The sequence below is a fragment of the Pseudomonadota bacterium genome (assembly GCA_022361155.1).
Classification (GTDB): domain Bacteria; phylum Myxococcota_A; class Polyangia; order Polyangiales; family JAKSBK01; genus JAKSBK01.
Map to the genome: position 1 here is coordinate 1 of JAKSBK010000443.1, position 26,864 is coordinate 26,864.

The 26,864-nt window shown below is 66.8% G+C and carries 21 protein-coding genes and 1 CRISPR repeat array; of the genes, 7 read left to right on the forward strand and 14 right to left on the reverse strand.

The genetic code is table 11. The features are described 5' to 3' along the window. The 7 genes from MJD61_16690 to lipA form a co-directional block, all read right to left on the reverse strand. Positions 1–1,308 (reverse strand): hypothetical protein (locus MJD61_16690; GenBank protein MCG8556899.1); only part of this gene is annotated, 1,308 nt, incomplete at its 3' end. A 124-nt stretch (positions 1,309–1,432) separates the two neighbouring features. Beyond that, entirely contained in the window at positions 1,433–3,220 is a 1,788-nt protein-coding gene (locus tag MJD61_16695) for an SBBP repeat-containing protein (GenBank protein ID MCG8556900.1), read from the reverse strand. A gap of 47 nt (positions 3,221–3,267) precedes the next feature. Further along, positions 3,268–4,473, reverse strand: a complete 1,206-nt coding sequence (mutY, locus tag MJD61_16700; GenBank protein ID MCG8556901.1) for an A/G-specific adenine glycosylase — start codon at positions 4,471–4,473, stop codon at positions 3,268–3,270. Positions 4,474–4,488: 15 nt separating this feature from the next. Next, the gene (locus tag MJD61_16705) at positions 4,489–5,865 is read right to left on the reverse strand and encodes a 2-oxo acid dehydrogenase subunit E2 (protein MCG8556902.1); all 1,377 of its coding nucleotides are present in this window, start codon (positions 5,863–5,865) and stop codon (positions 4,489–4,491) included. A 255-nt stretch (positions 5,866–6,120) separates the two neighbouring features. Further along, positions 6,121–7,086 (reverse strand): alpha-ketoacid dehydrogenase subunit beta, encoded by a 966-nt coding sequence (locus tag MJD61_16710; protein ID MCG8556903.1) that lies wholly within the window; start codon positions 7,084–7,086, stop codon positions 6,121–6,123. A gap of 50 nt (positions 7,087–7,136) precedes the next feature. Beyond that, positions 7,137–8,279, reverse strand: a complete 1,143-nt coding sequence (locus MJD61_16715) for a thiamine pyrophosphate-dependent enzyme (GenBank protein ID MCG8556904.1) — start codon at positions 8,277–8,279, stop codon at positions 7,137–7,139. Next, entirely contained in the window at positions 8,279–9,217 is a 939-nt protein-coding gene (gene lipA, locus MJD61_16720) for a lipoyl synthase (protein ID MCG8556905.1), read from the reverse strand. Before lipA ends, MJD61_16715 begins: the two co-directional genes overlap by 1 nt. Positions 9,218–9,603: 386 nt before the next feature. On the opposite strand from lipA, the gene MJD61_16725 reads away from it, so the two are divergent. The 5 genes from MJD61_16725 to MJD61_16745 all read left to right on the forward strand — a co-directional run bounded on the left by MJD61_16725 (position 9,604) and on the right by MJD61_16745 (position 15,453). Beyond that, positions 9,604–10,683 (forward strand): polyprenyl synthetase family protein, encoded by a 1,080-nt coding sequence (locus MJD61_16725; protein ID MCG8556906.1) that lies wholly within the window; start codon positions 9,604–9,606, stop codon positions 10,681–10,683. A gap of 9 nt (positions 10,684–10,692) precedes the next feature. Then, on the forward strand, positions 10,693–11,613 hold the full coding sequence (mvk, locus tag MJD61_16730; GenBank protein MCG8556907.1) for a mevalonate kinase: 921 nt from the start codon (positions 10,693–10,695) through the stop codon (positions 11,611–11,613). Between the two features lie 2 nt (positions 11,614–11,615). Continuing rightward, on the forward strand, positions 11,616–12,635 hold the full coding sequence (gene mvaD, locus MJD61_16735) for a diphosphomevalonate decarboxylase (GenBank protein ID MCG8556908.1): 1,020 nt from the start codon (positions 11,616–11,618) through the stop codon (positions 12,633–12,635). Beyond that, complete coding sequence (locus tag MJD61_16740; protein MCG8556909.1) at positions 12,629–13,618, forward strand: hypothetical protein; 990 nt, start codon at positions 12,629–12,631, stop codon at positions 13,616–13,618. Before mvaD ends, MJD61_16740 begins: the two co-directional genes overlap by 7 nt. A gap of 80 nt (positions 13,619–13,698) precedes the next feature. Beyond that, a complete protein-coding gene (locus MJD61_16745) occupies positions 13,699–15,453 on the forward strand; it encodes a hypothetical protein (GenBank protein MCG8556910.1) in 1,755 nt (584 codons plus the stop codon). A 15-nt stretch (positions 15,454–15,468) separates the two neighbouring features. Here MJD61_16745 and MJD61_16750 read toward each other — a convergent pair whose 3' ends face one another. The 3 genes from MJD61_16750 to MJD61_16760 all read right to left on the reverse strand — a co-directional run bounded on the left by MJD61_16750 (position 15,469) and on the right by MJD61_16760 (position 19,865). Continuing rightward, positions 15,469–16,680 (reverse strand): hypothetical protein, encoded by a 1,212-nt coding sequence (locus MJD61_16750; protein MCG8556911.1) that lies wholly within the window; start codon positions 16,678–16,680, stop codon positions 15,469–15,471. 409 nt (positions 16,681–17,089) lie between these two features. Next, positions 17,090–18,181 (reverse strand): hypothetical protein, encoded by a 1,092-nt coding sequence (locus MJD61_16755; protein ID MCG8556912.1) that lies wholly within the window; start codon positions 18,179–18,181, stop codon positions 17,090–17,092. Positions 18,182–18,554: 373 nt separating this feature from the next. After that, positions 18,555–19,865: a hypothetical protein gene (locus tag MJD61_16760; GenBank protein MCG8556913.1), complete on the reverse strand. Its 1,311-nt coding sequence runs from the start codon at positions 19,863–19,865 to the stop codon at positions 18,555–18,557. A gap of 199 nt (positions 19,866–20,064) precedes the next feature. Here MJD61_16760 and MJD61_16765 point away from each other — a divergent pair, with 199 nt between their 5' ends. Further along, positions 20,065–21,252, forward strand: a complete 1,188-nt coding sequence (locus MJD61_16765; GenBank protein ID MCG8556914.1) for an Mrp/NBP35 family ATP-binding protein — start codon at positions 20,065–20,067, stop codon at positions 21,250–21,252. A gap of 178 nt (positions 21,253–21,430) precedes the next feature. Here MJD61_16765 and MJD61_16770 read toward each other — a convergent pair whose 3' ends face one another. From MJD61_16770 to MJD61_16785, 4 genes are all read right to left on the reverse strand, one after another. Next, entirely contained in the window at positions 21,431–22,174 is a 744-nt protein-coding gene (locus MJD61_16770; GenBank protein MCG8556915.1) for a hypothetical protein, read from the reverse strand. Positions 22,175–22,275: 101 nt separating this feature from the next. After that, positions 22,276–23,550: a hypothetical protein gene (locus MJD61_16775; protein ID MCG8556916.1), complete on the reverse strand. Its 1,275-nt coding sequence runs from the start codon at positions 23,548–23,550 to the stop codon at positions 22,276–22,278. Positions 23,551–23,687: 137 nt separating this feature from the next. Continuing rightward, positions 23,688–24,077 carry a CcmD family protein gene (locus MJD61_16780; GenBank protein MCG8556917.1) on the reverse strand — a complete coding sequence of 130 codons (390 nt, stop codon included), beginning with the start codon at positions 24,075–24,077 and terminating at the stop codon, positions 23,688–23,690. Between the two features lie 27 nt (positions 24,078–24,104). Then, positions 24,105–24,869, reverse strand: coding sequence for a cytochrome c biogenesis protein (locus MJD61_16785; GenBank protein ID MCG8556918.1), 765 nt, complete (start codon positions 24,867–24,869; stop codon positions 24,105–24,107). 254 nt (positions 24,870–25,123) lie between these two features. On the opposite strand from MJD61_16785, the gene MJD61_16790 reads away from it, so the two are divergent. Beyond that, positions 25,124–25,909 (forward strand): hypothetical protein, encoded by a 786-nt coding sequence (locus tag MJD61_16790; protein ID MCG8556919.1) that lies wholly within the window; start codon positions 25,124–25,126, stop codon positions 25,907–25,909. 530 nt (positions 25,910–26,439) lie between these two features. Continuing rightward, a CRISPR array of direct repeats spans positions 26,440–26,835; the repeat unit is 36 nt; unit sequence GCTTCAATGGGGCCGTCGCTCGTTGGCGACGGAAAC. The last annotated feature ends 29 nt before the right edge of the window (positions 26,836–26,864 follow it).

Consider the following 26,864-nt stretch of genomic DNA (forward strand, 5'->3'; position numbering starts at 1 on the left):
CTCGCAGGTGCCGTTGTTGTCGCAGTCGCCGCGACCCGGATCGCAGAAGCTCCCGCCGCCGAAGCCACCAAGACCGCCAACGCCGCCAAGACCGCCAACGCCGCCCAGACCGCCAACGCCGCCAAGACCGCCAACGCCACCGAAGCCGCCAAGACCGCCGAAGCCGCCAACGCCGCCAACGCCGCCAACGCCACCGAAGCCGCCAAGACCGCCAACGCCGCCAAGACCGCCGAAGCCGCCGAAGCCGCCAACGCCGCCGAAGCCGCCAACACCCACGATGGGACATTGCCCCTGGGTTTCGCAGCCGTTGAAGGGGTTGCGGTCGCAGTTGGCCCAACCGGGATCGCAGCCCACCAACGTGCACAGCCCGTTGATGCAGCTCTCGCTGGCATTGATCAGCTGGCAAGGTGCTCCGCATGCACCGCAGTGCTGGGTGGAGGTCTGGAGATTCACCTCGCACACGCCATCCCGGTTGCAGTCACCCTGGCCGAAGGGACACGGTGTGGGGCCTGGTCCCTGGCAGGTGCCCTGCACCTCGCAGCCGTTGAGCGGAAGCAAGTCGCAGTTGGCCCAACCCGGGTCGCACTGGCCGAGCACGCACTGTCCCTGCTGGCAGTTTTCCATGGCGTTGGGCAGCTCGCACACGCCGCCGCAGAAGCCGCAATTCATCAGGGTATCGAGTCGCGTCTCGCACGTTCCGTCACCGTTGCAGTCGGCCCAGCCGAACATGCAGTTGCCCGGGCCGATGCCGGTGCAGGTGTCGCGGGTTTCGCAGCCGTTGAGGGGGTTGAAATCGCAGTTGGCCCAGCCGCCCTGGCAGCTCACGAGCTGGCACTGGCCGTTGATGCACGATTGGTCGGCATTGGGCAGCTGGCACTCCTGGTTGCACAAGCCGCAGTGCCGCTCGTCGGTGGTCAGGTTCGTTTCGCAGGTTCCGTTCAGGTCGCAGTCGGCCATGGGCGATTGGCAGACCGTGCCGCCGACACCCCCGCGGCCGCCAAGACCAGCCGCACCCAGCCCGCCTGCTCCGCCGCCGAAGCCGCTCGTCCCCAGGCTGCCGCCGAAACCCGCCATGCCTGCTCCGATGCCACCCCGGCCGCCGGCGCCGCCGAGGGTCCCTGCCAAGCCGAGCGTGCCTGCGCGGCCGACGGTTCCGGCCTGGGCAACGGTTCCCGCCCGGCCGACGGTTCCGGCTTGGGCAACGGTTCCCGCCCGGCCGACGATTCCCGTGTCGCTTGGTGGAGCGGCGCTGCACGCGGCTATAAGGAAACCTCCGACAACGGCCAAGCTTGCTCTGAACACGTTCATGGCTTGATCGTTAGCGCAATTGAATGATGAGCACAACTATCACGACGGCAGCTCGGCGACGGGGAAACCGGCTACCCCAAGGACTACCAAGGCCAAGACCTAACTTGGGACCTACTAAGATCTACTAGGGCGCCAGCCTGTACAGCACGACGTCGCCGTCGGTGGCGAGGGTGTCGGTGTCAAACTGGGTGCAGGCGGTCAGCGTAGCCTCGTTGGGGGTCGAGGCTTCGAAGCTCACCACCCCGTTGAAGGCTCCTGCGCCGACCACGGCGCCGTCCCGGGGATCGACCGCGAGGTCGAAAAAGGCGCTCTCGGCGTCCCCATCAAGCGACTTGGCCCACAGCACGTTGCCCTCCGTGTCCATCTTGATGATCCCATGGCAGTCGATGCCCTGGCAGGTCACCAGACCTAGCGGGCCCCCGAAGTCTACGTTCTCCCTAAACCGCCCCCCGACGTAGAGCCAGCTTCCCGCCGGCCCCTCGTACATGTCGATGGCGTAGCCTCGATCGAGGTCGAAGTCGCCAAAGGCCTTGGCCCACAACAGCAGCCCGCTCTCGGCGTATTTCGCGACAAACCAGTCGTGGTTGCCGCTGCCCATGAGCGCGCTCTCGCCGGGCGTGTCCACGCAGGTGCCGGGAGGTGGCGGCACGAAGGGAAGCGGCGGCGCAAGAGGAAGCACGGCTTGCTTGCGCAGCATCAGGCATTCACCGAAGCGGCCGACCACGTAGACGTTGCCCAGGCTGTCGTGGGTCACGCCCTCGCCGAGCGTGTCCTCGCCAGGGTAGCCGGCATTGGTGGCCCACAGCACCCGGCCGTCGTGGCTGTAGTGAATGAGCAGCATGTCCGACTGATTCTCGGCCATGCCCGTGCCCGAGTAGGATGCGATCATCACGTCGGTGCCGTAGAAGTCCGTGATGTGCTCCACGGCACCACCGGCCAGCGTGCCTACCACCATGAAGGTGCCATCGGGTTCGGTGGTCGCGTCGCGTCCCTCGGAGATGTCCTCCGTGCCGCCGGCTTCGTCGGCCCACACGATATCGCCGGTTTGCGAAAACTCCGCGACGAACAGGTCTTGCGGACCCAGGGCGGTCAGCACGACCGGCGGCAGCGAGGGGTCGGTATGCGGGAAGCTGATCGTTCCCGCGTAGTGGCCCGTCACCACGATGGTCTCGTCGAGCGGGTCGATCGTCACGCCGTGAGCCGTGGCGTCGTCGTTGCCAAAGGGGTCGGGAGCGACGGTGGCGGTGTCGACCCAGATCACGTCCCCGTTGGGGCTGTACTTCGCCACGAAGACGTCCCGGTGCGCCTGGGTGGCCACCGGGAACGAGCCGAACATGGCCTGGCCTGCGAAGTCGCCCACCGCGACCACCGACGAGTCGGCGGGGCTTATCGCCAGCCCCCGGACGGCACCGTCGTCCGCAGGTCCCGGGGCCGTGCGAATCCACAGCAGCTGGCCGGCGCTCGAGTACTTGGCAAGGAACAGATCCTCGCCGCCTCCCGACGTGATCACCTCCGTCATCGCGAAGCTGGCTCGCTCGAAGTCCGCCTGGGTCATGTTCAGGCAATCCGCGATCGTCTGAAGCCCGTTGGGATCGATCAGCTGACCGAAGCTGCCTCCCACGTAGATGCTGCCGTCCGGTGCCACCGCCACCGCATACGCCTCGTCGCTCGCCACGCCGCCGCCGCAGCGCACCCAGACGTTCGGGCTGTCGTTGCCCGTCCGCAGACATGCGGTCTGCACGCCGGTTGCAACCGGCAACATGGAACAGTCGCCGGTGCCCATGGCTGGAACCGTGACCCCGCCACCGGTCGCAGCTCCGCTGCCGCCTGCGTCTTTGCCGCAGCCGGCAGTGCCAAGAGCCATCAGAGCACCAGCGAGTGCTGCGCTCGAAGCCAGAATCGATCGGTTCACGAAAAGCCTCACAGGTGCCAGTACGGTTGCCCGCCGCTTGCTGCAAATCACCGTAGACAGGTCTTTGCCGTTGTACAAGCTGTAGGTGAATCAGGGTCCCGATGCGCCGGGACCCCACCCGCCACCCGAGGCAGCGGGACGGAGCCCGCGAGCCGCATGGCCAGCGCGACGAGCTTGCGAGTCAATCGCGATGTGCCCACGCGTTGTAGGGTGTGAACGGGGACGGCGCGCAGCGTCTCGCTGCCTGTCCCGCGCCCCTGCTCGGCCAGCCACAACTCGACCTCGAGCCTGCGGTGCGACAGCACGTGCTTTACCCTGCCTGCGGGCGCCCCGTCGAGCTTGGCCCGTATGCCGAGCGCCTCCAGGGCTTGGCGCGCGTTGGCCCGACCGTGTCCTTCGACCGTGGGTAGGTTCCAGAGCCCACCGAAAAGCGAGCTCGGCGCGCGTGCCAGCCACAACGCCGGCTGGCTGTGCTGGGCTGCGAAGGCGGCGACCGCACACCAGTCGAGCGCTCGAGGCGCTGCCCGCCGTCTTGCTACAGGCAGCTCGCCCACTCGCTGACTGCTGTAGGCTTCGCAGTGCAGCACTACGGGGCATTGCTCGCAGCGCGGTTTGCTGCGCGTGCACAGGGTCGCGCCAAGCTCCATCAGGGCCTGGTTGAGCGTGCCCGGGCGCGGCCCGCGTACCAGGGTTTCGGACAGGCTCCATAGACGGCGCTGGCTCGCAGCCGTCCCCGAGGGCAGGTCGACGGCGAACAGCCGGCTCAGCACGCGCGCGACATTGCCGTCCACGATCGCTTCGGCCCGTCCGAAGGCGATGCTGCCGATCGCGCCGGCGGTGTAGCGCCCGACACCGGGCAGTGCGCGGCGCGCCGCCGGCTCGTGCGGGACGCGACCGCCGTAGCGCTCGGCGACTTCGCGCACTCCGGCGTGCAGTTGGCGGGCGCGACGGTAGTAGCCAAGCCCGCTCCAGAGCGCGAGCACGTCGTCTTCGGATGCCGCCGCCAGCGTTTCGACGCTGGGGAAGCGCTGCATGAAGCGCGCGTAGTAGGGCAGCGCCTGCTCGACCCGGGTCTGCTGCAGCATGACTTCCGCGACCCAGATCGCATACGGATCGCGCGTGCGGCGCCAGGGCAGATCGCGTGCCGAGCGTTCGTACCAGCGCAGCAGGGCGGACCTGAGACGGCGGGTTCGATCCATCCCGCCCGGCGACGTTGCGCCACCTTGGCCGGGAGGGCTTGCCGTGTCGTCCATGCGCCAAGGACCACCCTAGACCGTATCGAGCAGCATCGATGCCGGCTCTTCCAGCTGCTCGATCACGTCGTAGAGAAACGCCGCGCCCACATGGCCGTCGACGATGCGGTGATCGAGCGAGAGCGTTAGCAGCATCACCTGGCCGGGCACTATGCGGCCCTCGTGCACCACCGGCCGCTCTTTGATGCGATGAACGCCCAAGATGGCCACTTCGGGCGGGTTGATCACCGGCGTGGCAAAGAGCCCGCTCTGCTTGCCGAGCGACGTAATCGTGAACGTGGATCCGGCGAGCTCCGAAGAAGCGAGCTCGCCGCTGCGCGCGCCTTGACCGAGTCGTTGAATCTCGCGTCCGAGCTCGAGCACGCTCAAACGCTCTGCGTGCGGGATCACGGGCACCATCAGCCCCTGGTCGGTCGCGGCCGCAATGCCCAGGTGCACATGGTCGCGCAGCACGAGCTCGTTGCTGCCGGTATCGAGCGTGCTGTTGAGCATGGGGTGGCGGCGCAGGGCCGAGACGACGGCCTTGGCGATAACAGGCAGAAAGCTCAGTGCAACGCCACGCTCGGCGGCCTTGGCCTTGAGCCGATCGCGCAGCTCCACCAAGCGCTCTGCGTTACACTCCTCCACGAACGTGAAGTGGGCCGCCGTGTTCTTGGAGTATTGCAGGCGCTCCGCGATCTTGCGCCGCAACCCCACGAACGGCACGCGCTGCTCGGGGCTCGTCCCGCTGGCGTCCCAAGTCGGCCTTGGCGGCGACGGCGGCGAGGAACCTGCACGTGGTGCGGCCCCGGGGGTGGGAAGCCGCTCCTCGCTTCCTCGCACGTCTTCGGACGTGACGCGACCGTGCGCGCCGCTCGGGGGCACTCGCCTCAGGTCGATGCCCAAGTCGCGAGCCAGCTTGCGTGTGGCGGGCGTGGCCAGGGGCCTGGGCGAAAAGTATCCCGACGGCTCGGCCGCGCTCGGAGCGGGCACCACGCCCGATTCCAGATGCGCCCTGGGTTGCTGGCCGGCTTCGCTCAAGTAGCCTGTCCCCGGCAGCACCTCGCGCAGGTCGCCCACTGCGCTCGCTGCCGGCTCGGACTCGGGGGCCGTGCTGCCGGCGGCCGGTGCGCCCGAGCCGTTGCTGCCAGCGGTGGCATCGCTACCGGCACTCTCGGTTTCGATCACCACGAGCACCTCGCCGACGTCGACCGTGCTGCCAACATCGGCCAGCAGCTCGCTGATGCGGCCCGCTCGCGGCGCGCCGATGGTGACCGTGGCCTTGTCGGTCATCACCTCCACCATGGGTTGATCCTCGGCCACGGCATCGCCTGCTTTGACGTGCCACTGCGTGACCTCGCCTTCGGCCACGCCTTCGCCGATATCAGGCAGTCTAAACTCGAAACGCGCCATACGGTCTGTCCTTCCTGTCAGCGGGTGCCCTGCGACCTCGTTCGTCTCTCGCTCGCCATCCTCAGCGCCGGGGACCAAGACTCCGTTGCCAAAGGACTAGGCTCGAGTTCAGCACTTTCGGCGGCTGCAATCCCCGGGAAAACCGGCATTTCGGCGTTGCTCCTCCTCCCAATGACACCACCATTAGTCGTCGTCGCGCCTTGAACTGCCAGTTTTCGCGGGGATTTCGCTTCACCAAAAGTGCTGAACTCGAGCCTAGAAACGGGCGCTCTCCACGAGCGCCGGTACGATCCGATGCGCCAGCGGCAGGTACTCGTTTTCCAGGGTGTAGGGGAACGGCGTGTCCCAGCCGGTGACCCGGCGCGGCGGCGCTTGCAGATGCAGAAACGCTCGATCGCACAGCTGCGCGATGAGCTCCGCACCCAGGCCGCACGCCGCGGGCGCCTCGTGCACCACGACCAGGCGGCCGGTCTTCTTGACGCTCTCGGTCACGGTGTCGCTGTCCACCGGCCACAGCGTTCGTAGATCGATGATCTCGGTGCCAATGCCCTGCTCTGCTACCTGCTGTGCGGCAGCCACGCTCTCGTACAGCATCGCGCCCCAGGTGACGAGCGTGACGTCGTTGCCCTCGCGCACGGTATGCGCCTGGCACAGCGGCAGCTGGTAGTCGTCTTCGGGAACGTCCATCTTGGCTGCGCGGTACACGCGTTTGGGCTCGAAGAAAAGCACGGGGTCGTCGTCCCGAAGCGCGCTGCTGAGCAGCCCCTTGGCGTCGTAGGGCGTAGCCGGGTACACCACCTTGAGCCCAGCGTTGTGAATGAACAGCGACTCGGGCGATTGCGAGTGGTAGTGGCCGCCTCGGATACCGCCGCCAACGGGCGTGCGCAGCACCATCGGGCACTGGAACTCGCCGCCGCTGCGGTAGCGGTACTTGGCTGCTTCGCTGACGATCTGATCGAACGCGGGGAAGATGAAATCGGCGAACTGGATCTCCGGTACGGGTCGCAGGCCGTAGATGGCCATACCGATCGCGGTGCCAACGATCCCGGTCTCGGCTAGCGGCGTGTCGATCACCCGCTGCTCGCCAAACTCCTGCTGCAGTCCGGAAGTGACGCGGAAGACTCCGCCGACGCTGCCGATGTCCTCCCCGAGCAGCACGATTCGATCGTCACGCTGCATCTCCGATCGCAGCGTACTGTTGATCGCCTGGACCATGTTCATCTCAGTCACGGCAACGACCTCTCCAACGCGGTGGTTCTTGCGCGGGCCCCTCAGTGCCCCGTTTTGGCACGTGGCCCGCCGAGACACTGCAGCTCCTGCTCCTTGAGGTGCGGAGGTTGGCTCGCATACACCCCGTGGAACATGCTCGACGGCTCGGGCTTTCCCGCCGCTTCCGCTCGCCCAAGGCAGCGCTTGAACTCGGCTGCTACCTCGTCGGCATGCTGCTGCTGCTGCTGCTCCGACCATTGCCCGCGTGCTTCGAGGTAGGCGCGCAGGCGCTGGATCGGGTCGCGCTTCTTCTGCTCTTCCACCTCGCTCTGAGCGCGGTACGCGCGCGGATCGTCCGACGTCGAGTGCGCACCCATGCGGTAGGTGAGCATCTCGACGAACATCGGACCGCGGCCCGCAGCGGCGTGCTCGACCGCCGCGCGCACCGTCGCGTAGACCGCCAGCGCGTCGTTCCCGTCGCACCGCAGCGCGGGCACGCCGTAGCCTCGTCCCTTGTCGGCGAAGGTGATGGCGGCCGTTTGCTTGGAGGCCGGCACGCTGATGGCCCAACCGTTGTTGCGCAGCAAGAACAACGCGGGTGCGCGCAGCACGCCGGCGAAGTTCATTCCGCAGTGGAAATCGTTGGAGCTGGTGGCGCCCTCGCCAAAGTACACGGCCGTCACCAGGTCTTGTCCCCGGTACTTTGCTGCATAGGCAAAGCCCACAGCCTGGCTGATCTGGGTGCCGATCGGCGAGGTGACCGAACCGAAGTTGACCGCGCGTCCGGTTATGTGATCCGGCATCTGCCGTCCTTGCGCGACGTCGTCGGCGTTGCCGAACAGGTTGTCCATGTAGGTTTGCAGCGACAGGCCTCGCCATAGCGCCGCGCCCCACTCGCGGTAGCAGGGAAACACCCAGTCTTGGGCCCGAAGGGCGGCCACCGAACCGATGACCGCGGCCTCTTCGCCCAGCGACCCGATGTGGAAGCCGATGCGTCCCTGGCGCTGCAAGGCGGTCGCGCGCTCGTCCACGATGCGTGTCCGCACCATGGCCTTGTAGAGCCGAACCACGAACTCGAGGTCGAGGTTTGGATCGGTCGCCGGATCAACGCCGCCGCCGGGAGCGATCACGCGTGCAATCCCATCTTCCGCGCTCTCGCCGCCGTTTGCGGGGCTGGCCGCGGCATGCGTCGAATGCGTTTCCATTAGCTGATCACCTGCAGGCGTCTGCCCTTGTTGCCGTACCGATCGCCAATTGCTGTTTTGCGTTTGCTCAGCGCTCCCGTTAAGAAGGCCTCCGCGGCGCGGTAGCTCGAGCGCACGAGCGGTCCCGAAGCCACGAAACGAAACCCGAGCTGTTCCGCCAGCGTCTTGAAGCGCGAGAACTCCACCGGCTCGAGGTAACGGACGACCGGCGCATGCTTTTTACCGGGCCTGAGGTACTGGCCGATGGTCACCACATCCACGCCCGCTTCGCGCAGCTCGCAAAGCGCGGCCTCCACCTCATGGGTCTGTTCGCCGCAGCCCACCATCAACGATGACTTGGTGATCTCGGCGCCGGACTCGCGCGCCCAGCGCAGGCACTGCAACGATCGCTCCCAGGAACAACGCGGGTCGCGCATCCGGCGCTGCAAACGCGGGACGACCTCCACGTTGTGGGCGAATACGTCCGGCCGGCCATCGTGTACTACCGTGCTCACATCGTGTCTGCGGCCGCCAAAGTCGCCGACCAATGTCTCCACCAGGGTATCCGGGCTGTGCCGGCGGATGCGTTGAACCGTCCGCGCCACATGAGCGGCACCTCCGTCGAACAGGTCATCGCGATCCACCATCGTGAGCACCACGTAGGCCAGATCGAGCTCGCCCAGCGCGCGCCCCACATGATCCGGCTCTCGCGGATCCACCAAACCGCCGGGATGGCCGGTCCGGACGGCACAGAAGCGGCATCCCCGCGTGCAGGTATCGCCGAGGATCATCAGGGTCGCCGTGCCCTGCCCCCAGCACTCACCCGTATTGGGGCAGCGCGCCTCCTCGCACACGGTGTGCAGATCGAGGCCGCGTACGAGCTGCTTGAGCCTGCGGTAGCGCTCCCCGCTTGGTACGCGTACGCGCAGCCAGCCGGGTTTGCGGTGAGGAGTCGACATGAGGGGTCGGTCCACCGAGGCGGGTGCGGATCTTCGCCGGCCTCAGATACGACCCCGTATCGAGCCGTGAGATGGACCCGCGAGCTGGACCCGCGAGTCGGTCCGGCCTTACCGAGGCCCGCCTGAGAGCGTGGTGAGGTAGGGGCACGCAACCTTGCGGTGTGCAAAGCAGTGTAGCAGGCTCGTTGCGCCAGCGGTACCATGCTGCAAGTAGTCCAAGGTGAGAGCCCGCGGAAGAATAACTCATCCATTTCGCCGGTTCTGGCCACTGCCGGCTATGTTGCTCCTCCTCGAAGTATCCCCAATACTCCTCGTCGTCGCGCCTCGCCAGCGGCGCCCAGTCCTCACCGAAACACACGAGTTGTTCTTCCGCGGGCCCTAAGGCGATGGCCGACCTCGAATCCTGCGACGCCCAACCACTACGGCACGAAAAGCCCGAGGTGCGACCGGTGATACCGCAAGGGATGCTGGACGTGCGCGACGTGGTGAACGCTCGACTCGAGGCGTTTTTTGCGGCCAAGCGTCGGATGAAGCTCGCCGTGTCGACACCGGCGTGCGAGCTTTACGATGCCCTTGGCGAGCTCACCTTGCGCGGCGGAAAACGGCTGCGTCCCATGGTGGCGTGGTCGGGCGCGAAGAGCATCGACCCGGGAGCGCGCCCCGAGGATACGGCCGTGCTCGGTGCGTCGCTGGAGCTGTTGCAGGCGTACCTGCTCGTCCACGACGATTGGATGGACGGTGATGCGCTGCGCCGCGGTCGTACCACGTTGCATGTGCGGTTCGGGAAACGCTACCAAAGCCGGCACATGGGGGCTTGCCTGGCGGTGCTTGCCGGGGATCTGGCCAACGCCATGGCGTTGGAGCTGCTGCTCGGATGCTCGTTTCCTACCGCGACCCGTGCTCGGGCCTACGCGACTTTCGCCCAAGCCTCTCAGGAAGTTGTGGTTGGCCAGCAGCTCGATCTGCTCGGCCACCGCGATGTCGCTTGCGTAGCCCGCTTGAAGACCGGCTCTTACACCCTCCGGGCGCCTCTTCGGCTGGGGGCACTGCTGTTCGACGCGGGCGATGACCAGCTCGAGGCACTCGATCGCTTTGCTCGCCCAGCCGGTCTCGCGTTTCAGATGCGGGACGATCTGCTGGACGTGTTCGGCGAAGCCGGGCGCGTGGGAAAACCGTTTGCCAGCGATCTGCGGCAGGGCAGACGCACGGCGCTCGTCGAACAGGCCGAAATGCAGCTTGCGGCCGGCGACCGGCGCGCGTTTGCTCAGGTGCACGGCAACACCCAGGCCAGCGACGCACAAATCAGGACCGTCGTCGATCTGCTCGAGCGTCGCGGTGTCAAGGCGCATGCGGAAGCTCGCCTGCAAGCCCTCGTCGCCGACGCCCGCGCCGCGCTCGACGCTGCGCCGCTGGATCCCTCGCCGCTGAGTGAGCTGCTCGATGTCTTGACTTCACGCCAGAGTTGATGTGGTGGGATGAGCAGAGGGCACGGCAAAGTCATTTTGTTTGGGGAGCACGCTGTGGTCCATGGACGCAGCGCGCTCGCGGCGGCCCTCGATCGCGGTGCGGTCGCCCACGCGGAGCCGGCGACCAGGTGCTCGCTGCGTGTCGATCCGTGGGGGTTCGAGGTGGAGCTGGGCGTCGCGCCGGCCGATCCGCAGCTCGTGGATCTCGAGCGAGCCTTGCGCGGGTTGTTGGGTGCCTGCCGGGTGCCGCCGCAGCGCGGCCTGTGCGTGCGCGCACGGGTCGAGCTGCCTCCTGCCGCGGGCCTTGGCGCCTCGGCGGCGCTGGCCGTTGCGGTCGTTCGCGCCGTCGGGCGTGCGCTGGGGCAGAGCCGCTCAGCGGCCGAGATCATCGAGGTCGTGCGACCATGGGAGAGCGTGTTCCACGGCAACCCTTCCGGAGTGGACAGCTTTCTCGCAACCCACGGTGGGCTCGTCCGCTTTCGCAAGGGGCAGGGCGGGACGGTCGTCCGAAGCAACGCGCCCCTGCACTTGGTGGTGGGACATAGCGGGCAGTCCGGCACCAAGCGGATGGTGGACGCTGTCGCACGCCGCCTCGAGCGACAGCCGGCCGACACCCAGGCCGCCTTCGACGAGATCGCATCCCTCGCGCAGGCCGGAGAGAAGGCGCTCGTGGCGGGCGATCTCACGCAGCTAGGGTCGTTGATGGACAGCAACCAGCAGGCGCTTCGACGGCTGGGTGTCTCGACGCCGAAACTCGACACCATGTGCCAAGCCGCGCGGCAGGCGGGGGCCCTCGGTGCGAAGCTCACCGGCGGTGGCGGCGGTGGCTGCATGGTGGCGCTGGCGGAATCGAAGCGGAGGGCCCGCGAGATCGCGGCTCCGCTGCTACGCTTCTCCCAGGCGGTGCTGGTGACCGAGGTCAGCGCTTGAGCGTGCGGCAGGCCAGCCTGCAGGCTAACGCCCGCGCGCGCGCCAACATCGCCTTGGCGAAGTACTGGGGCAAGCTCGATCCGGCGCTCAATTTACCCGACGTCCCGAGCATTTCGGTCACACTCGATCCCTTGGTCACCGAGACCAGCGTCGAGTTCGCTTCTGGGTTCGAGTCCGATAGCTTCGTGCTCGACGGCAAGGTCGCGCCTGCGCCCGAGCTCGGCCGGGTCGCGGCAGTGCTCGATCGGGTGCGCGAGCGTAGCGACCTGTCGCTGCGTGCGCGTGTCGAGAGCCGCAATCGCTTTCCGACTGCATCCGGTCTGGCGTCGAGCGCCTCGGGGTTTGCGGCCCTGGCCGCTGCGGCGAGTCGCGCCGCCGGCCTCGACCTCCGTCTCGACGAGCTGAGCGCACTCGCCCGGGGAGGCTCGGCTTCGGCCGCGCGCTCGATCTTCGGCGGCTACGTGTACCTGCCGGCCGGCCGGCAGCCAGGGCAAGCCTCGAGGGGCCGTGCTCCGCGACCCGCAGCGCTGGCCGCGGAGCCCCTCGCGCCCGCCGAGCACTGGGATCTGCGCGTGGTGGTCGCGGTGGTGTCGGCTCGACGCAAACCCACCTCCTCGCGTTTGGGCATGACCCACACCAAGCGCACATCGCCCTACTACGCTGCCTGGAAAGATCTTGCAGCCGAGCTGTGCGCGGGCATCCGTAGGGCCGTGCTCGAGCGCGACCTGACCGCGCTCGGGCAGGCCGCCGAGCACAGCGCCCTGTCGATGCACGCTTGCGCGCTCGCCGCGGCGCCGGCGCTGCTGTACTGGCAACCCGGCACCGTGGCCGCGTTGCACCGGGTGCGCGAGCTCAGAGAGCGGCAAGGCATCGAGGTCTGGGCTACGGTCGACGCCGGTCCCCACGTCAAGGCCTTGTGCCGGCCGGGTCAGGCCGAGCCGGTGGCGCGCGCCCTGGGATCCCTGGACGGCATCACCCAGACGCTCCTGGCTCGCCCCGGACCAGGAGTGGAGACGTGGTAGGCGTCGATTCGGGTGTTCGAGGTCACGTGAGCGCTCCGGGCAAGCTCATGCTGAGCGGCGAGTACGTGGTGCTCGAAGGAGCCGAGGCCCTGGTGGCTGCGGTCGAGCGCCGCGTGCGCGCAACCTGGGAGCCGGACCCCGCGCAACAACAGCCTGCACAGCCCCTGACTCCCGAGGCGGCGGCCGCTCGCGCATACGCCGAACGCCGCCTGGGCCCCCTTCCCGAAGCGCTCTCGATCGACACGAGCGCCCTGTACCTTGGCGGCAGCAAGCTCGGGCTCGGCTCCTCGGCCGCGTCGGCGGTGGCTGCAGCCGGCGCCGTGTTTGCCCGTCACGGGCTGTCGCTCCACGACCCCGAGGTACGCCGGCAGGTGCTCGAGGCCGCGCTTGCGGGTCACCGCTCGATCGCGCCGTTGGGCAGCGGCGCCGACGTCGTCGCCTCCACGCTCGGTGGAGTCGTGAGGGTGCGGCGCGCCGAGGGCAGGCCCAGGGGCGAGCCCGTTGCTTGGCCTGCCGGCCTCGAGGCATGCGTGGTTTGGAGCGGCCAGCCGGCCTCGACCCGTATCCTCCTCGAGCGTGTGACGCGGGCTGCCGAGGTCGCGCCCGCAGAGCATGGCCGGGTCATGGACCGGCTGGGGCTCGCCGCCGCGACGTTCTCGACAGCGTGGCGCCGCGGAGATCACGCGGCCCTGCTCGACGCCGTGCACGCCCACGCGGAGCTTTTGGAGCGGCTCGGCCGACTGGCCGACTGCAGCCTCATGACGCCCGCATTGCGCATCATCCGTACGCTTGCCGTCCAGGCTGGCGGCGCCGCCAAACCTTCCGGCGCCGGCGGTGGCGACCTGGCGGTAGCGTTCTTCGCAACGCGCCAGGCCGCCCAGACCTTTGAGCGCGGCTGCCGGGAGCGCGGCCTTCAGCTCGTGTGTGCCGCACCCGGCGCCCCGGGTGTGTCGGCCCGCAGCCCACGCGCGGCAATTGGGTAAACGCAAGGGCCAGGATCGGCTGAGCCGGCAACGACGGCCGCCGTTCACGCCTGAGCCGCGATGCCGTACTCAATTGACCGATGGGTATGGTCCGTCGTGCGGGGCTGGGTCTGTGTGCATTGCTCACACTTGCCTGCGGCGATCGGGGCAAGCTCCAGATTGCGCCTGCGCGGGTGCCCCAGAACCTGATGGATTCGCAAATCTACACCCTTTCGGGCGTAGCGCTGGACAACTACCTACACGTGCACGGCGACCGTCTGGCGTTAGTACCAGGCTTCCAAATCCGCTTTGCCGACATCGAACCGGCGGAGATCCGCTTGCGCGCTGGAGCCATCCTGGTGTGGCTGCCCAGGGGTACCCGCCTCGACGTGGGCGAGGTCGACGTGCAGCTGCAAGCCAGTCACCGTGTCCACTCGACGACGCTCGACGTCCGTCCCGCTGAGGACACCAGGGGCTTTGCTGGGCGACGTGACGCCGGGCAGGACAGTGGCGGCGGCAGTGCGGGTAGTAGTGCAGGAAGTGATGGCGGCGCGGCTGATGCCCGAGTGGAAGCCGGCGACGCCTCGCGACCCGACACCACGTCCATGCTCCCCGTGGACGCGAGCATGGACGCGGACGCCGTGCCCGACGCGCCGCCGCCGGTTCTGGTCTGCCCGCCCGGCACCGCGGATTGCGACGGCGATCCACTCACGGGCTGCGAGAGCGTCCTAACGGCCAGCACGAGCTGCGGCGCCTGCGGCAATGTCTGCGGCCCGCGGCAGTCCTGTCGCGCTGGAGCCTGCGTGCTGCCCGACGCCACCACCCAGATCCAAGCGCGCGGCACGCAGTCCTGCGCGCTGCGCAACGGAAGCCTGTGGTGCTGGGGGCGTTTGAACACGCCCGCCGCACCGGAGGAGGTGTGCCCGAGCTCCTACCGTGCGAGCCAAGTCGGCTCAGCCACCGATTGGACGCAGATCGCGATCGGCCGGCGCCACGCTTGCGGTATTCGCGCCGGCGGTAGCCTGTGGTGCTGGGGCTATAACTTCGACGGCCAGTTGGGTCTCGGCGACACCGGTTCTCGCGGTGCTCCGACACAGGTTGAAGTCGGACAGGCCTGGCAACAGGTAGCCACGGGTGACGATCATACCTGTGCGGTTCGTGCAGACGGGACCCTGTGGTGCTGGGGGGAAAACGACGATCACGAGGTGGTGAGCGCGGCCTCGAGTCGCTTGACGAGCCCCCAGCTCGTGAGCCCCGACACCGATTGGGTCGCACTCGCGCTGGGCGACCACCACACGTGCGGCCTGCGCGCCGATTGGAGCCTGTGGTGCTGGGGGCGCAACGCCTCGGGTCAGATTGGCAACGGCACCACGGCTGCTTCGCAGGCTACGCCGGTGCAGGTGGCCCCGGGCGCACAGTGGATGGACATCAGCGCATGGGAGCATACTTGTGCTTTGCGCAGCGACCGCTCGCTGTGGTGCTGGGGCGACAACAGCTACGGCCAGCTCGGGCTCAACGATCGGATGGCACGCTCCACACCGGCGCGTGTGACCAGCGACGAGGGGTGGCTACAGGTGAGTGCGGGCAGCCGCAGCACCTGTGGGCTGCGACCCGGTGGTGAAGTCTGGTGCTGGGGGCACGTCGCCGACTTTAGCGACGGCAGCATGGACCTGCTGTCGCCCGAGCAGGCGTTGGCCGAGGCCGGCTGGGAGGCGCTCACGAGTGGATATCGGCACTTGTGCCTGCAGCGCAACGGCGAAGTGCACTGCCTTGGCCGCAACAGCTACTGCCAGGTCGCACCGAGTCAACGCCCGACCACGGTCGTCCGTACGCCGACCATGGTGCCGCTCCCCTAGCTATATACAACCAGGCTAGGGACACGGGCGATTGCACACGGTGATTCCGCCGCCGCAGCTTGTGGCGCCGCCGGGGCAAAGCAGCTGACAGCTTGCGTTGCTGCAGCGCGACAGGCACCGAGCAGCGCCTTGACAGTCCTGCACGCAGCCCGAGTTGGAACATATGAGCTCGCAGCTCGAGCCGTCTTCACACAGCTGTTCGCAGTTGTTGCTGTTGCTGCAGCGAAGCTCGCAGCTGGCCGTTGTCCTGCAGGTTTGGCTGCTGCGGTTGCTGTCGGAGACCACCAGCCCGCATGTTGCACCCGCGGAGCACAGGGAGGAACAGCTGCCGCGGCAGCTCTGGTTGCAGCTGCAGGCGGGCGCACAGGTGCCGCAGTTGCCCCCGGAGCACGAACCGGGACAGCTGCATTGGCCGCTGTCTGCGTAGGTGCAGGTGCCGCTCGCGCAGCTGTCGGTCGTGCACGGGTCCCCGTCGTCGCAGCTTACCCCGCAGCCTCCGCAATGTCGTGGGTGGTCGAGCGACGCTTCGCAGCCGTTGCTCTGATCCGCGTCGCAGTCGCCGAAGCCCGGGTTGCAGCTCATGATCCGACATGAACCCGATGCGCAGGAGGCGTCCGCGTTGGATAGGTCACAGCGCTGTGTGCACGCGCCGCAGTCGGTGAGGGTGTTGAGCGGCATCTCGCACCCGTTCGATGGCACCGCGTCGCAGTCGCCGAAGCCCGGGCTGCACGAGCTGACTTGGCACGAGCCGCCGGCGCAGGTCTCGCTTGCGTGCGCCAGGTCGCACGGCTGGTCGCAACCCCCGCAATGAGCGAGCGTGTCCAGGGCGGCCTCGCAGCCGTTGCTCTGGTCTCCATCGCAGTCATCGAATCCGGAATCGCATCCCGTGATGCTGCACGAGCTTGCGTCGCAGCTGGTGCTCGTGTGCGGCAGCAGACACGAGCTACCGCACGCACCGCAATGAAGGAGCGAATCGAGCGCCGTCTCGCAGCCGTTCCCGGTCAGGCCATCGCAGTCCCCGTAGCCCGAATCGCAAGCCGTGATCTCGCAGATGCCGCTGTTGCAGCTGCCGCTGGCTCGCGCTGGCACACAGGGAACGTCGCAGCCACCGCAGCTTGTGCTCGTGTTGAGCGGCCGCTCGCACCCGTTGACTGGATCCCCATCGCAGTTGCCGAAGCCCGCCTCGCATCCAAGGGCCTCACAGCGTCCGGCGGTGCAGGCTGTCAACGTGTGAGCGACGGAGCATGCATTCCCACATCGCCCACAATGGTCCAGGCTTGACAGCGAGCTCTCACACCCGTCCGCGGGATTCGCATTGCAGTCCCCGAAACCGGCGGGACAGGCCGTGGACGCCGCATCGTCATGCGCTGCGTCAAGCGTGCTCGCATCAGCCGGCTGGGGAGGCCTTGGCTCGTAGCCCACCCGCCCACAGGCAATCAGGATTGCCACAGGTGCAAGGTATGACCACCGGTACGGGTACACGGAGTAGTGAGTACGGCAGCACGCGCGAACAACTGAGCGCCGGCGCTAGCCTTCCCCCGCTCCGGCGGTCAGCTTCGTCGGTGCGCCTTGCCAGCGACCGCCAGCGCTCGACGCCAATCGAACACAATCCCCGGCAAGCGGTACCAGGACTGCTTCACAGGATGGCTTCTACGACCCTGCGGCGGATAGCATCGGCCACGAGGTCGTTTCCTCGGTTGCCGAGGTGATAGGCATCCAGGTAGATTTCCGCCTTGTCGCGATCGTCGAAGAGCCCCACCAAGCTCAGGTAGTAGAGATTGTTCCTCCTCAACGCTTTCAGACGCCGGTCGATGCTTGCGTAGCAGCCGCTCCAGTATTCTCTGACACTGGTCGGGTCCGCCAACTTGGCGTACAAGTCCCGTTCCGATACGTGGGCAGACGGCTGCAGAACAAAGAGATACTTTGCATCGACGAGCTGCAGAGCAAAGCTCGACAAGGCGACATTGGATCGAAGCCGAGTCGCCACGAGATCGCAAGATATCGGATCGCTCGATACCGTAGTTACATCTGCCATTCTTGGGAGGCCTAGGAACGCATGTACTTCGTTCACTACTTTCCAATAGTGTTCGTCCGCGTACGACCTGAACCATAGGATGTTTCGTCCCCCCAGTCCCCAGTGGATGTCATTGATACCTGATAAGGAGATGACCAGATCCGGCATGAGCTCGATGATCCTGTTCTCGATGACTATACGCTCGTGCGTGCTGGCCCAAGCCGGCTGGGCAAATGTGAACACCTCGAAACGCAGCCTGTTCTTGTCGGGCGTCGATGCCAAGTTGTTGAGGTAGGCCTCAAGGTAGCCTCCTATCGTCTGATTGTCATTCGGCGCTCCCGAGCCAAAAGCGGTCGAGCCGCCGACGAGAAAGATCCTATAGACACCGGAAGGTTTTGGTAGCTTGGGTGGATAGGATCCTCGTAGTTGCGACGGATTGATCGTGCTGTTGTGATGGACTCCTGGCTCAGGACCATGCCCGACGAAAGGCGTCATGACATGAGGAGCCACCCACAGGTAGCTATCCATCTCGCTGAGACTGTTCTTGGTGTCGTAGTAGGCTTTCGACACCTTTGGAGTCGCCTCGCGATCGTGAACCAATTGACCCAAGGTACTTGCCCGATAGTTGTTTTGAATGTGCTCCGACAGCGATCTGACGGTCATGTAGCGTCCAAGCAGAACGCCGGACCCCAGCAGCATGGTTGCTGTCGCCAAGGGAATCAGCGAAAAGAGGACCTTTCTCCGTTTGGGTGATCGTTGCAATGCCTTTCGCACAGCCGTAACCTTCCCAAGAGCGACGGAAGAAACGCGAACGTCGCTCGCAGTTATCCGCCAGAATCTTGCGCGTCTTCCTGTCGTGAGGCAAGCTCCTGGGTCGCGTGTAGCATCGCTCGGCAACCTTCACGACCTGGGACGCGCATTCAGTTGCACATTGGTTGCACGTTGGTTGCACATTGGGGCCAGGGCAGTGCCAATTATTTGCACGAAGGGCCACGGCACCGTGCGGGCGGCGAGCGTCGTGCAGCATTCGTGATCGTTGACTTCCAGGGACCTGAACGGCTACCAGCATTCGGTGCAGGGGCGGCTCCTAGTCGGGCTGAAAGATGACGCGCTGCGTCAGGTCCGTATCGTAGAACTCGGGCATGCGATCGAAGGTCACGGCGCCGAACAGGTTCACGATCAGGGCGAACACCATCAAGGCATGAAAACCGGGCCCGAAGCGCCGGCCCGAAAGCGCGAGCAGCCCAAAAAGGAGCGGGAGGTAGTCCGTGGCGAAGCGATACCCGAACTGGATCCAGCCGCTGTTCTGGTAGCACAGATCCATGATCGCGATGGCAGCGGCCGAGAGATACAGGGCGACGCTGGTGCTCGGGACGCGCGCGGGCCAGAGCAGCCAGAGCAACTGCGGTGTGGTGAACCACAACGCCAGGCCGTGGCGACCGATCGTGAGGTAGGGTGCGTGGATCGACAACCACGGCAGCGCGGTCGCAAACACGGCAAGATTGCGTGCGAAGTAGTGGTAGTTGAACAGGCCCCAGGTGTCGATCCGGCCGCGCCAGGCCACCTGGAGGTAGGTGTGGCCGAACTCGAACGGGTCGTCGAAGCGCGCCAGGTTCAAGCCGGCGCTGAACAGCCCGACCGCGAGCAGGGGCAAGGTGAACAGCGCAAGCGGTCGGACGCTGGCCCGCCAACACACCGCGCCCAGCCAGCGGCGCGCGCGGACTAGCACGTGGCTGCCGGACCCTACCGGCGGCGTGTCCGCGGGTCGCGCTTGCGCCAGCGCCTCGAGCAGGAAAAACAGCGCGGCAAGCAGCGTCGGCGGGCGCGTGAGAAAGGCAAGCCCCAGGAAGACACCTGCAAGCAACGGTTGCCGTGCCCCTAGCGCGTGCAGCAGATACAGGATGAGTAACGGGCAAGCCACCACGTGGGCGGCGAACCAGACCGACCCCTGCACCGCCACGAAGTAGTAGACGCTGCCGAACGCGAACAGCCCGGTCAGGACCAGATCGTCGCGTTCGCTGCGCTCGCTGCGACCGCGCTCGCGCAAGCTCCTCAAGAGCACGAACAGCAGCGCGGGACCAAGCGCTGCGATCAGCGCCCAAAACAGGCAATCGGGCAGCGCGGTACCGCCCGCCAACGCCACCGCCGGCAAGACAATCAGGGCAGGCAGGGGCGGGAACGAAACGTACCAGCGGCCCTGGTACAGAGCCCAATCGTTGCTGCCGGGCGGCCGGTCCCCCAATACCGCCAGCTCACCGTGAAGCCAGCTGTTGGCAAGGTGCAGGTAGTGGTTGTCCGGGCTCGTTGTGAGTATGCGGTTGCCCAGGGTAAGGACATAAACCAGCGCGCAGACACCGAAAACCGTGCAGGGGAGGACGGCCCTTTGTCTAGCCCGCATCGGTCACAAGCCTCCGGCTCGATCGGCCGATCCCCCTTTTCGCAAACGGCCGCTGCCGACACTATGCCCAGCTCGAACCAAGAAGGCGAGCAATACTGGAGCCAAGACGTGCTGGCCGCAAGCGCCGCCCAGGGGTATGCGTGCCGAGCCGCTGGCTCGGGCATGGTTTGGGCGGCTTTGGGGCGGCTGTGAGTCGCCCTTGACGCAGCGAACCACGCGCTTTAGGGTCCTGGCATCCGTTTACTGGTCGAGCGCTTCCGAAGGGGACGGAGCACGCGTGATGGCGGCGTTGACGTTGCAGTCTGTAGAGCAGGCCTTGGCCAAGCTGGTCGACCCGGTCTTCGAGCGACCGATGAGCGAGCTTGGCCTGCTGAGCGACGTCAAGCTCGATGGCCGCAGGCTTTCGCTCAGGGTGCAGTTGAGCGCTCCGGCGGGGGCGAGCAAAGAGCGCATCACGCGCGATCTACAGGAGCTGGTGGGGCCGCTCGGTGTGCACGAAGTGGATTTGCTGTGGGACCTGCAAGTCCCCGCCCGGCAAGCAAGCGCCGACGATCCGGTTCCCGAGGTTCGCAACATCGTCTTGGTGATGTCGGGCAAGGGTGGCGTGGGCAAGAGCACCTGCGCGTTCAATCTGGCGCTGGCACTCAGTCAGGCGGGCGCGCGTGTTGGGGCGCTCGATGCCGACATCTATGGGCCCTCGCTGCCGACCATGATGGGCGTGCACGGCAATCCGCGCTCGCTCGACGGCAAGCGCATCGAGCCGCTGCGACGCCTCGGCGTCACGCTGATGAGCATCGGGTTCATGCTGGAGGACCCGAAACAGGCCGTTATCTGGCGCGGCCCCATGCTGCAGGGCGCCCTGCAGCAGTTTCTGGGCGATGTGAACTGGGGGACGCTCGATTACCTGATACTGGATCTGCCGCCCGGCACGGGCGACGTGGCCCTGACATTGGCGCAGCGCCTGCGCACCACGGGCGTCGTGATCGTGACCACCCCGCAGGAGGTCGCGCTGCAGGACGTGTACAAGGCTGTTTCCATGTGCGACAAGCTCAAGCTTCGCGTGCTCGGCGTACTCGAGAACATGAGCTACTTCGTGGATCCGCAGGGAGCGCGGCACGAGATCTTCGGCGCGGGCGGCGGCCAAAAGGTGGCGGACTATGCCAAGGCGCCGCTGCTCGGGCAGATCCCTATCGATCCCTTGGTCAGACAGTGGGGCGACGACGGTACACCGGTGGTGGAGGCCGCACCCAAGAGCACGGTGGCCAGCGCTTTTCGCGACGTGGCCGAACGGCTCGCCACCCGGATCGCCCGCGAGCACTTCGTCGCATCGGGTGGCCAAAAGGCACCTCCGGTCGCGGGGCACAAGCGGTTGAAGATCATCCGTTGAGGATTGCGATGACGCTACGCGGTTCGACCGGTTCGACCACGGCGAAATCAAGATGGGGAAACCCGAGCCTTGGACCGGAATCGGCTCCCGGCCTCCGCCCCGGCCTCGGTCGCGCCGTAGCACGCCGGCAAGGCTTGCACGCCGGCAAGGCTTGCACGCCAGCAAGGCGCAGCCGAGCTCACGGTTCGACGGGTCTGAGGCGCAAGCGAAACAAGCACCTTGCGTCGCGCTCGTCGGCTTCCAGGCGCGCGCCGATCGCGTCGGCCAGGACACGCGCCGCGAACAGCCCCAGGGCTCGTCCATAGCGTCCCCCGGAGCGCCGTTTCAGCTGTGGCTGGGTCCTGAGCGAGAACGCGCTCGAGCGCAGGCTGGGAGCCACCGGATGGCCTGTATCGCACAACTCGACGATCACGTAACCGTCGGGGTCGCGATCGACCCGTACGATGATCGGGTCGGTGCCGCTCCAGTGGCCGCAGTTTGCCAGCAGCACGTCCATGAGGCGCTCCACGGCACCCGGTTGGCGCAGGGTCGGATTCTTGCCGCCTCCGACGACGGCCACCGGCGGCTGATCGATCTGCAGCTCCACCTGCAGGTCGCCACGGTGCTCGATGGCGGCCTCGATGGCTGCAATGGGATTGCCCTGGCTGGCTGCCACCGGCGCTTGACCCAGAATCCAGTTCGCGATCCAGCCGCACTGCTCGAGTCCCCGCTCGACCTCGCGCAGGGCCAGGCCCGCGTCGTTGAGCGCAGCCCGGAGGTCTTCGCCGTCTCGCCCCTCGCCCGGATTCCAAACGTCGCGCACGAAGTTCAGGTTGGCACTGATCGTGGCGGTGGGATTGCGAAGGTCGTGCACCAAGAGCGCTAGCAGCTCGCCCACCTCCTCGCGTGTAGGGCTGTCGCTCGGCTCGTCGGCGTCAGGCATGTTGCAGGGATTCCGCGACCTCGCCGCGGAGCGTTGAAACGACGCGTTCATGGTACGCCACAGTCACGTTCGCAGCAGGCCGAGGTTACGTTGGCCCCGCATCAGGGAAACGCGAGGACTCCATCCTCGCCGTGCAAGTCTACCAGGGCGGCGACGTGTGACAATACGGCTTGGCGCCGATCGAGCAGGCCAGCAAGGCGCTTGCCATGCAGCCAGCGCCGGCCCCGAAGCACGGGATCACGACCGATTTCACGTGCCAGCGCCGGCGGGGAAAGCGCTGCGAGCCGCGCGATCAGGCCACGCGAAAAGCGCTGGGCGCGCAGCAGGCGCGCCAGCAGCTTGCGATGTAGCTTGAGAGGCAGGTGCTCGGGAAACGCAACGTCGTGATCGCGCAGCACGAGCCGCGTGCCGTGCTGCGCCAGCGCGTTGGAACCGCTGAAGCGATCCCAGTTGGCGATCAGGTAGTCGAAGACCAGCATGTTGCTGATGTCCCGCGCAAGCACTCGCCGGTTCTCCGGCACGACGCCGTCTACGGCGAGCCACCCCGACCACTCACGGATTCCCTGGCGCCTGTCGATCCCGATATCCCGCAAGTCAGGCACCCAGTACATGGCTGCGCCGGTCAGCGCCTGCTCCTGTCCGAGCTCGAGCTGCTGTTCGATCGCGGGCCAGCGATCGTCTGGCTTGAGCCTTTGCTTGATCAACCCGATCGGCAGCCGGCGACCGATGGCTGGAACCACGTTGCGCAGGCCGAGGCAGCGCGCGAGGCGGTAGGCGGCGATCTCGGCGAACGCCGCGCGGCGGCGGGTTCTTGACGAAGGCTTGAAGGCAGCAGCGATCCTAGGGAGTGTCTTCAAGATCGGACCGAGAGCCCGAGGATGATCGGAATCGTGGGTTTTTTCGCCCTGACGAGGCAACGTGGTGCATGGTTGAGGAGCGGCGGGAGACCCCACGGTTTCGAGGGCTTCGGGATCGACGGCAGCACGTTGAAGACACCTCCTGGCGCCGAGCGCGACCCGGAACACAACCGAGGTGGTTCCCACAGGCTTGAATACGCGAGCGGGTGCGGTCCGAAGCTCTTCAAGCAGAGCGTCTTCGTCGAGGCCGGTGTCCGCGAACAGTCGCCTTTCGCTGCTGCACCCTAAAGGCTGCGCTTCGACAGGCGCGGGCGGCTTGGCGGCCGGCCGGAGTTGGTCCCTGGGTAGCGGCAGCTCGAGCTCGCGTTGTGCGGCCAGCGTCTCCGGCTGCGCTGCTGTAGCTGCAAGGGGCTGGTCGGTCGATTTCGTGGCGGGCCGTGCCGGTTCGCTGGCGCAGGATACGACCAGCTCCAGGAGCAAGCATGGCAGGCCTCGCCATGTGGTGAGAGGGCGATTCATCGGCGACGTTCGGTCGCGCGTTTTTGGATTTCCGCGCGTGCTGCCCGCGCCCCCAGCACAAAGCCGATGGCAATCCCGAGCAGTAGGATTCCTGGAATGTAGAGGATGTGCGCGACCGAAGGCATGGCCCGCTCTGGCTAGTCGCTACCAGCGCCGCCTCGGATCCGGCCCGAAGCCTCCCCAAGAAGCTGCTCCAGGCGCTTCAGTTCACGTTCAGCACGCAGGTACAGGCGAGACAGTCGCAGCACGTACAGCAGCAATAGGATCCATACCGTTGCATAGGCGGCCAGGAGCAAGGCCCCCCCGGGCACGTCCTCCTGGGTCGGGCCTTCGACCGCCACAAAACCCGCTGCGCGCTGGTCTTGCACGTCCTGCTGCGTCTGCGCGGGCCTTGCCTGATCGTCCTGCTGCGCTTGCGCGATGGCGCCGGGCAACGTGCGGCTCGCGCCTCCTGCAACAAGCAGCACCCATAGCACGGCGCCGCCAAACGCGCGGCCACGGCAAGCTCTGTTGTTCGTCGCTGTCATCGTCACCCGTGTGCTAGCCCGCATCGGCTAGTACGCCTTGCCCTCCGCCAGGCCGAGCTCAGCTGCTTCCAGCTCGAGCTCGCGCAGCCGTTGCCGCGAGCGTTCCGCTCGGGTACGCAGCCAGATGAGCAAGCCAACGACGCAGAGCATCAGCACGAAGCCCCCTGCGAGCGCCGGCTGCATATCGGGAGCCAGACCCTGGCCGCGTCCCGTGATCACCGTGGGGTGGGTGCCGCGCCACAGCTGGACGCTGTAATGAATAATGAACAAGTTGGGGATCGCGACGATGGCCAAGCCGGCCGCGAAGCGGCGCTCCGCATCGCCGGCGCCCTCGAAGCCTCGCAGGACGAGATAGGACATGAAGATGAGCCCGGCCAGCAAGGTGGTGGTCAGTCGTGGATCCCAGGTCCAGTACACGCCCCAGGCTTTGCGTGCCCAGATCGGACCGGTGGTGAGCACGATGGCGCAGAACAGCGTGCCGACCTCGGCCGAGGCGACCGCCAGCGCGTCCCAATGCGGGCTGCGCTTGATCAGGTACGCGATGCTGGCCAGCGCGGATAGGCCGAAGCCCACGTACATCGCCGTTGCGCTCGGAACATGGAAGTAGAATATCTTCTGCACGATACCCATGCGTTGCTCGATGGGGGCGTGCACGAAGATGGCCCAAAGGGTCAAGCACAGCACGCAGCACGTGAAAAGGGACAACGCCCCGAAGCCGCCTGTCCAGCCGGGCCCACGATCGGGTCGCATCGCCGCCGCCTTGGCGTCCTTAGCCTGCCCGGGGCCCGTCATGGCGAATCAGACTAGCAGCATCCTACCAGGTGGCACCTACCAGCCCATGGGCTGCTCGACGATGTCGGACGAGGTGCGCTGTTGCGCATGGCAGGCGCCACGGTATCACGGAATCGCGGGCGTCGGCCCGGCCAGTGTGGTGCGACGCATGCACGGCTGGAACCGGCTGGGGACCAAGCCCCCCTCAGGCCCTGGGGCCGGTGCCGTTGATGAGCCCGATGGGGATCGCGTGGTTCGATGCAGATCCTCCTCCGATGCCGGAGGTGACCCTCCGAACGGGTGGTCTGCCACTGCTGGGCGAACAGCAAAACTGGCCAGTGTGCGCCGTGTGCGACCTGCCCATGCTGTTCCGGGCTCAGATACCGCTCGCGCTGACCTCGCTCGCTGCCCCGAGCGACAACCGGCTCCTGCTTGTCTTCGAGTGCCACGCGCAGCTGGAGGGTCGCTGCTGCCGCGAGGCAACGCTGGTGGTGTCGGAGACCCCGGGCCCGCCACGCTCTCCTCCGGGATGCGATCGCTTTGACTTGATCCTGACGGCGTGGGGTGAGCAGCCCGCCGCGTTGGCCCGCGTGATCGAATCCCTGGTCACCGCCGGCCCCGTACCGGATTTGGGTAGGCCCGTGCCGTTTCCCTTGCTGCGTGGAATGACAGGGCGCGACGCGCAGGCTGCCAGCAGCCTCTTGCGCCAGCGGGGGGCCGGCATCGACCTGCGCCCGAGCGCACTGCTGACCCTGAGCTCGGCTCGCGGAGGTCACCTCGTGCCGTTTGACGACGAGGTTCCTCACGCCCGGCGCACGACGCTGCCGCCGCTGCGCGTCCTTAGGGACGAGGTGGGAGCCAGCGTCATGCGGGGGCTGATCGGCGGCTCCACCCCGGGCTACAGGGATCAGGGCACGATCTGCGCGGAGTGCACCGCACCGCACCGCACCGCGCTGCGCCTATTCGCTCATCAAACGCACAGCCTGGGTGTAGGGCTTGGCATCTCCACGGTCCAGTTGTGTGTTGGTTGTGGGCTAGGGACCCTCGATCGCCACGGCTAGTGTCCTGCGCGTGGTAATCAAGCCCACGAGCTGAACCTAGGCGCGCACGCACGTCGGCCTCGACGCGCGCGCCAACCCGGCGAGTGAACTGGCATGCGGGTTGGCACGCGCTACGACGCCGCAAAACGTCCCGACCACCGGGCCTGCGTGTTTGGGGTGCCCGCTGCCCTCCGTCTCCCGGGCGATCACGGCCGTTTCCCGGGCGTTCTTTCCCAAAAGCACCGCGAAGCGAAAAAATGGAGTTGCAGGCACGGCTGTCTTCGATCGGAATGCGGTTGCTACTGCCAGTTTGCAGCCTCATGGGACCACCTGAGGGGCTGGATTCGCAGCCTCAAGGGACCGGCGGGTTTTCAGGGTCATGGGACCACCCCGTGAGGGGGTGACCCTGGATTCTCAGGGTCATGGAACCACCGATTTGCAGGCTGAATGAAGTGACCCCCCAGAGGCCTGCGGCGAGCGTCCCTGGCCGGGCGACCGGCCCGGCCCATCCACGACGATCCCCGCGGAGACGGTTCCGCGTTCGCAGTCTGGCTTCAATGGGGCCGTCGCTCGTTGGCGACGGAAACGAACGGCGAGGCGTTGATCAAAGGCGAATTCGAGCGGCTTCAATGGGGCCGTCGCTCGTTGGCGACGGAAACGCAGCTTGTTCGACGGAGGGTCGCTGTCGCTTCGGCCGCTTCAATGGGGCCGTCGCTCGTTGGCGACGGAAACCCATCAATCGCCAAAAAATCGTCCCGGAAGAACGAGCTTCAATGGGGCCGTCGCTCGTTGGCGACGGAAACCCCCGCTGCAGCGCCCCCGCCGACAGCAAGTACATCGCTTCAATGGGGCCGTCGCTCGTTGGCGACGGAAACTCGATTTTCCGGCCGTGAAGGGCGGCGTAGATCATTGCTTCAATGGGGCCGTCGCTCGTTGGCGACGGAAACGCGTAGATCGGTGATCCCTCGCGCGCGAA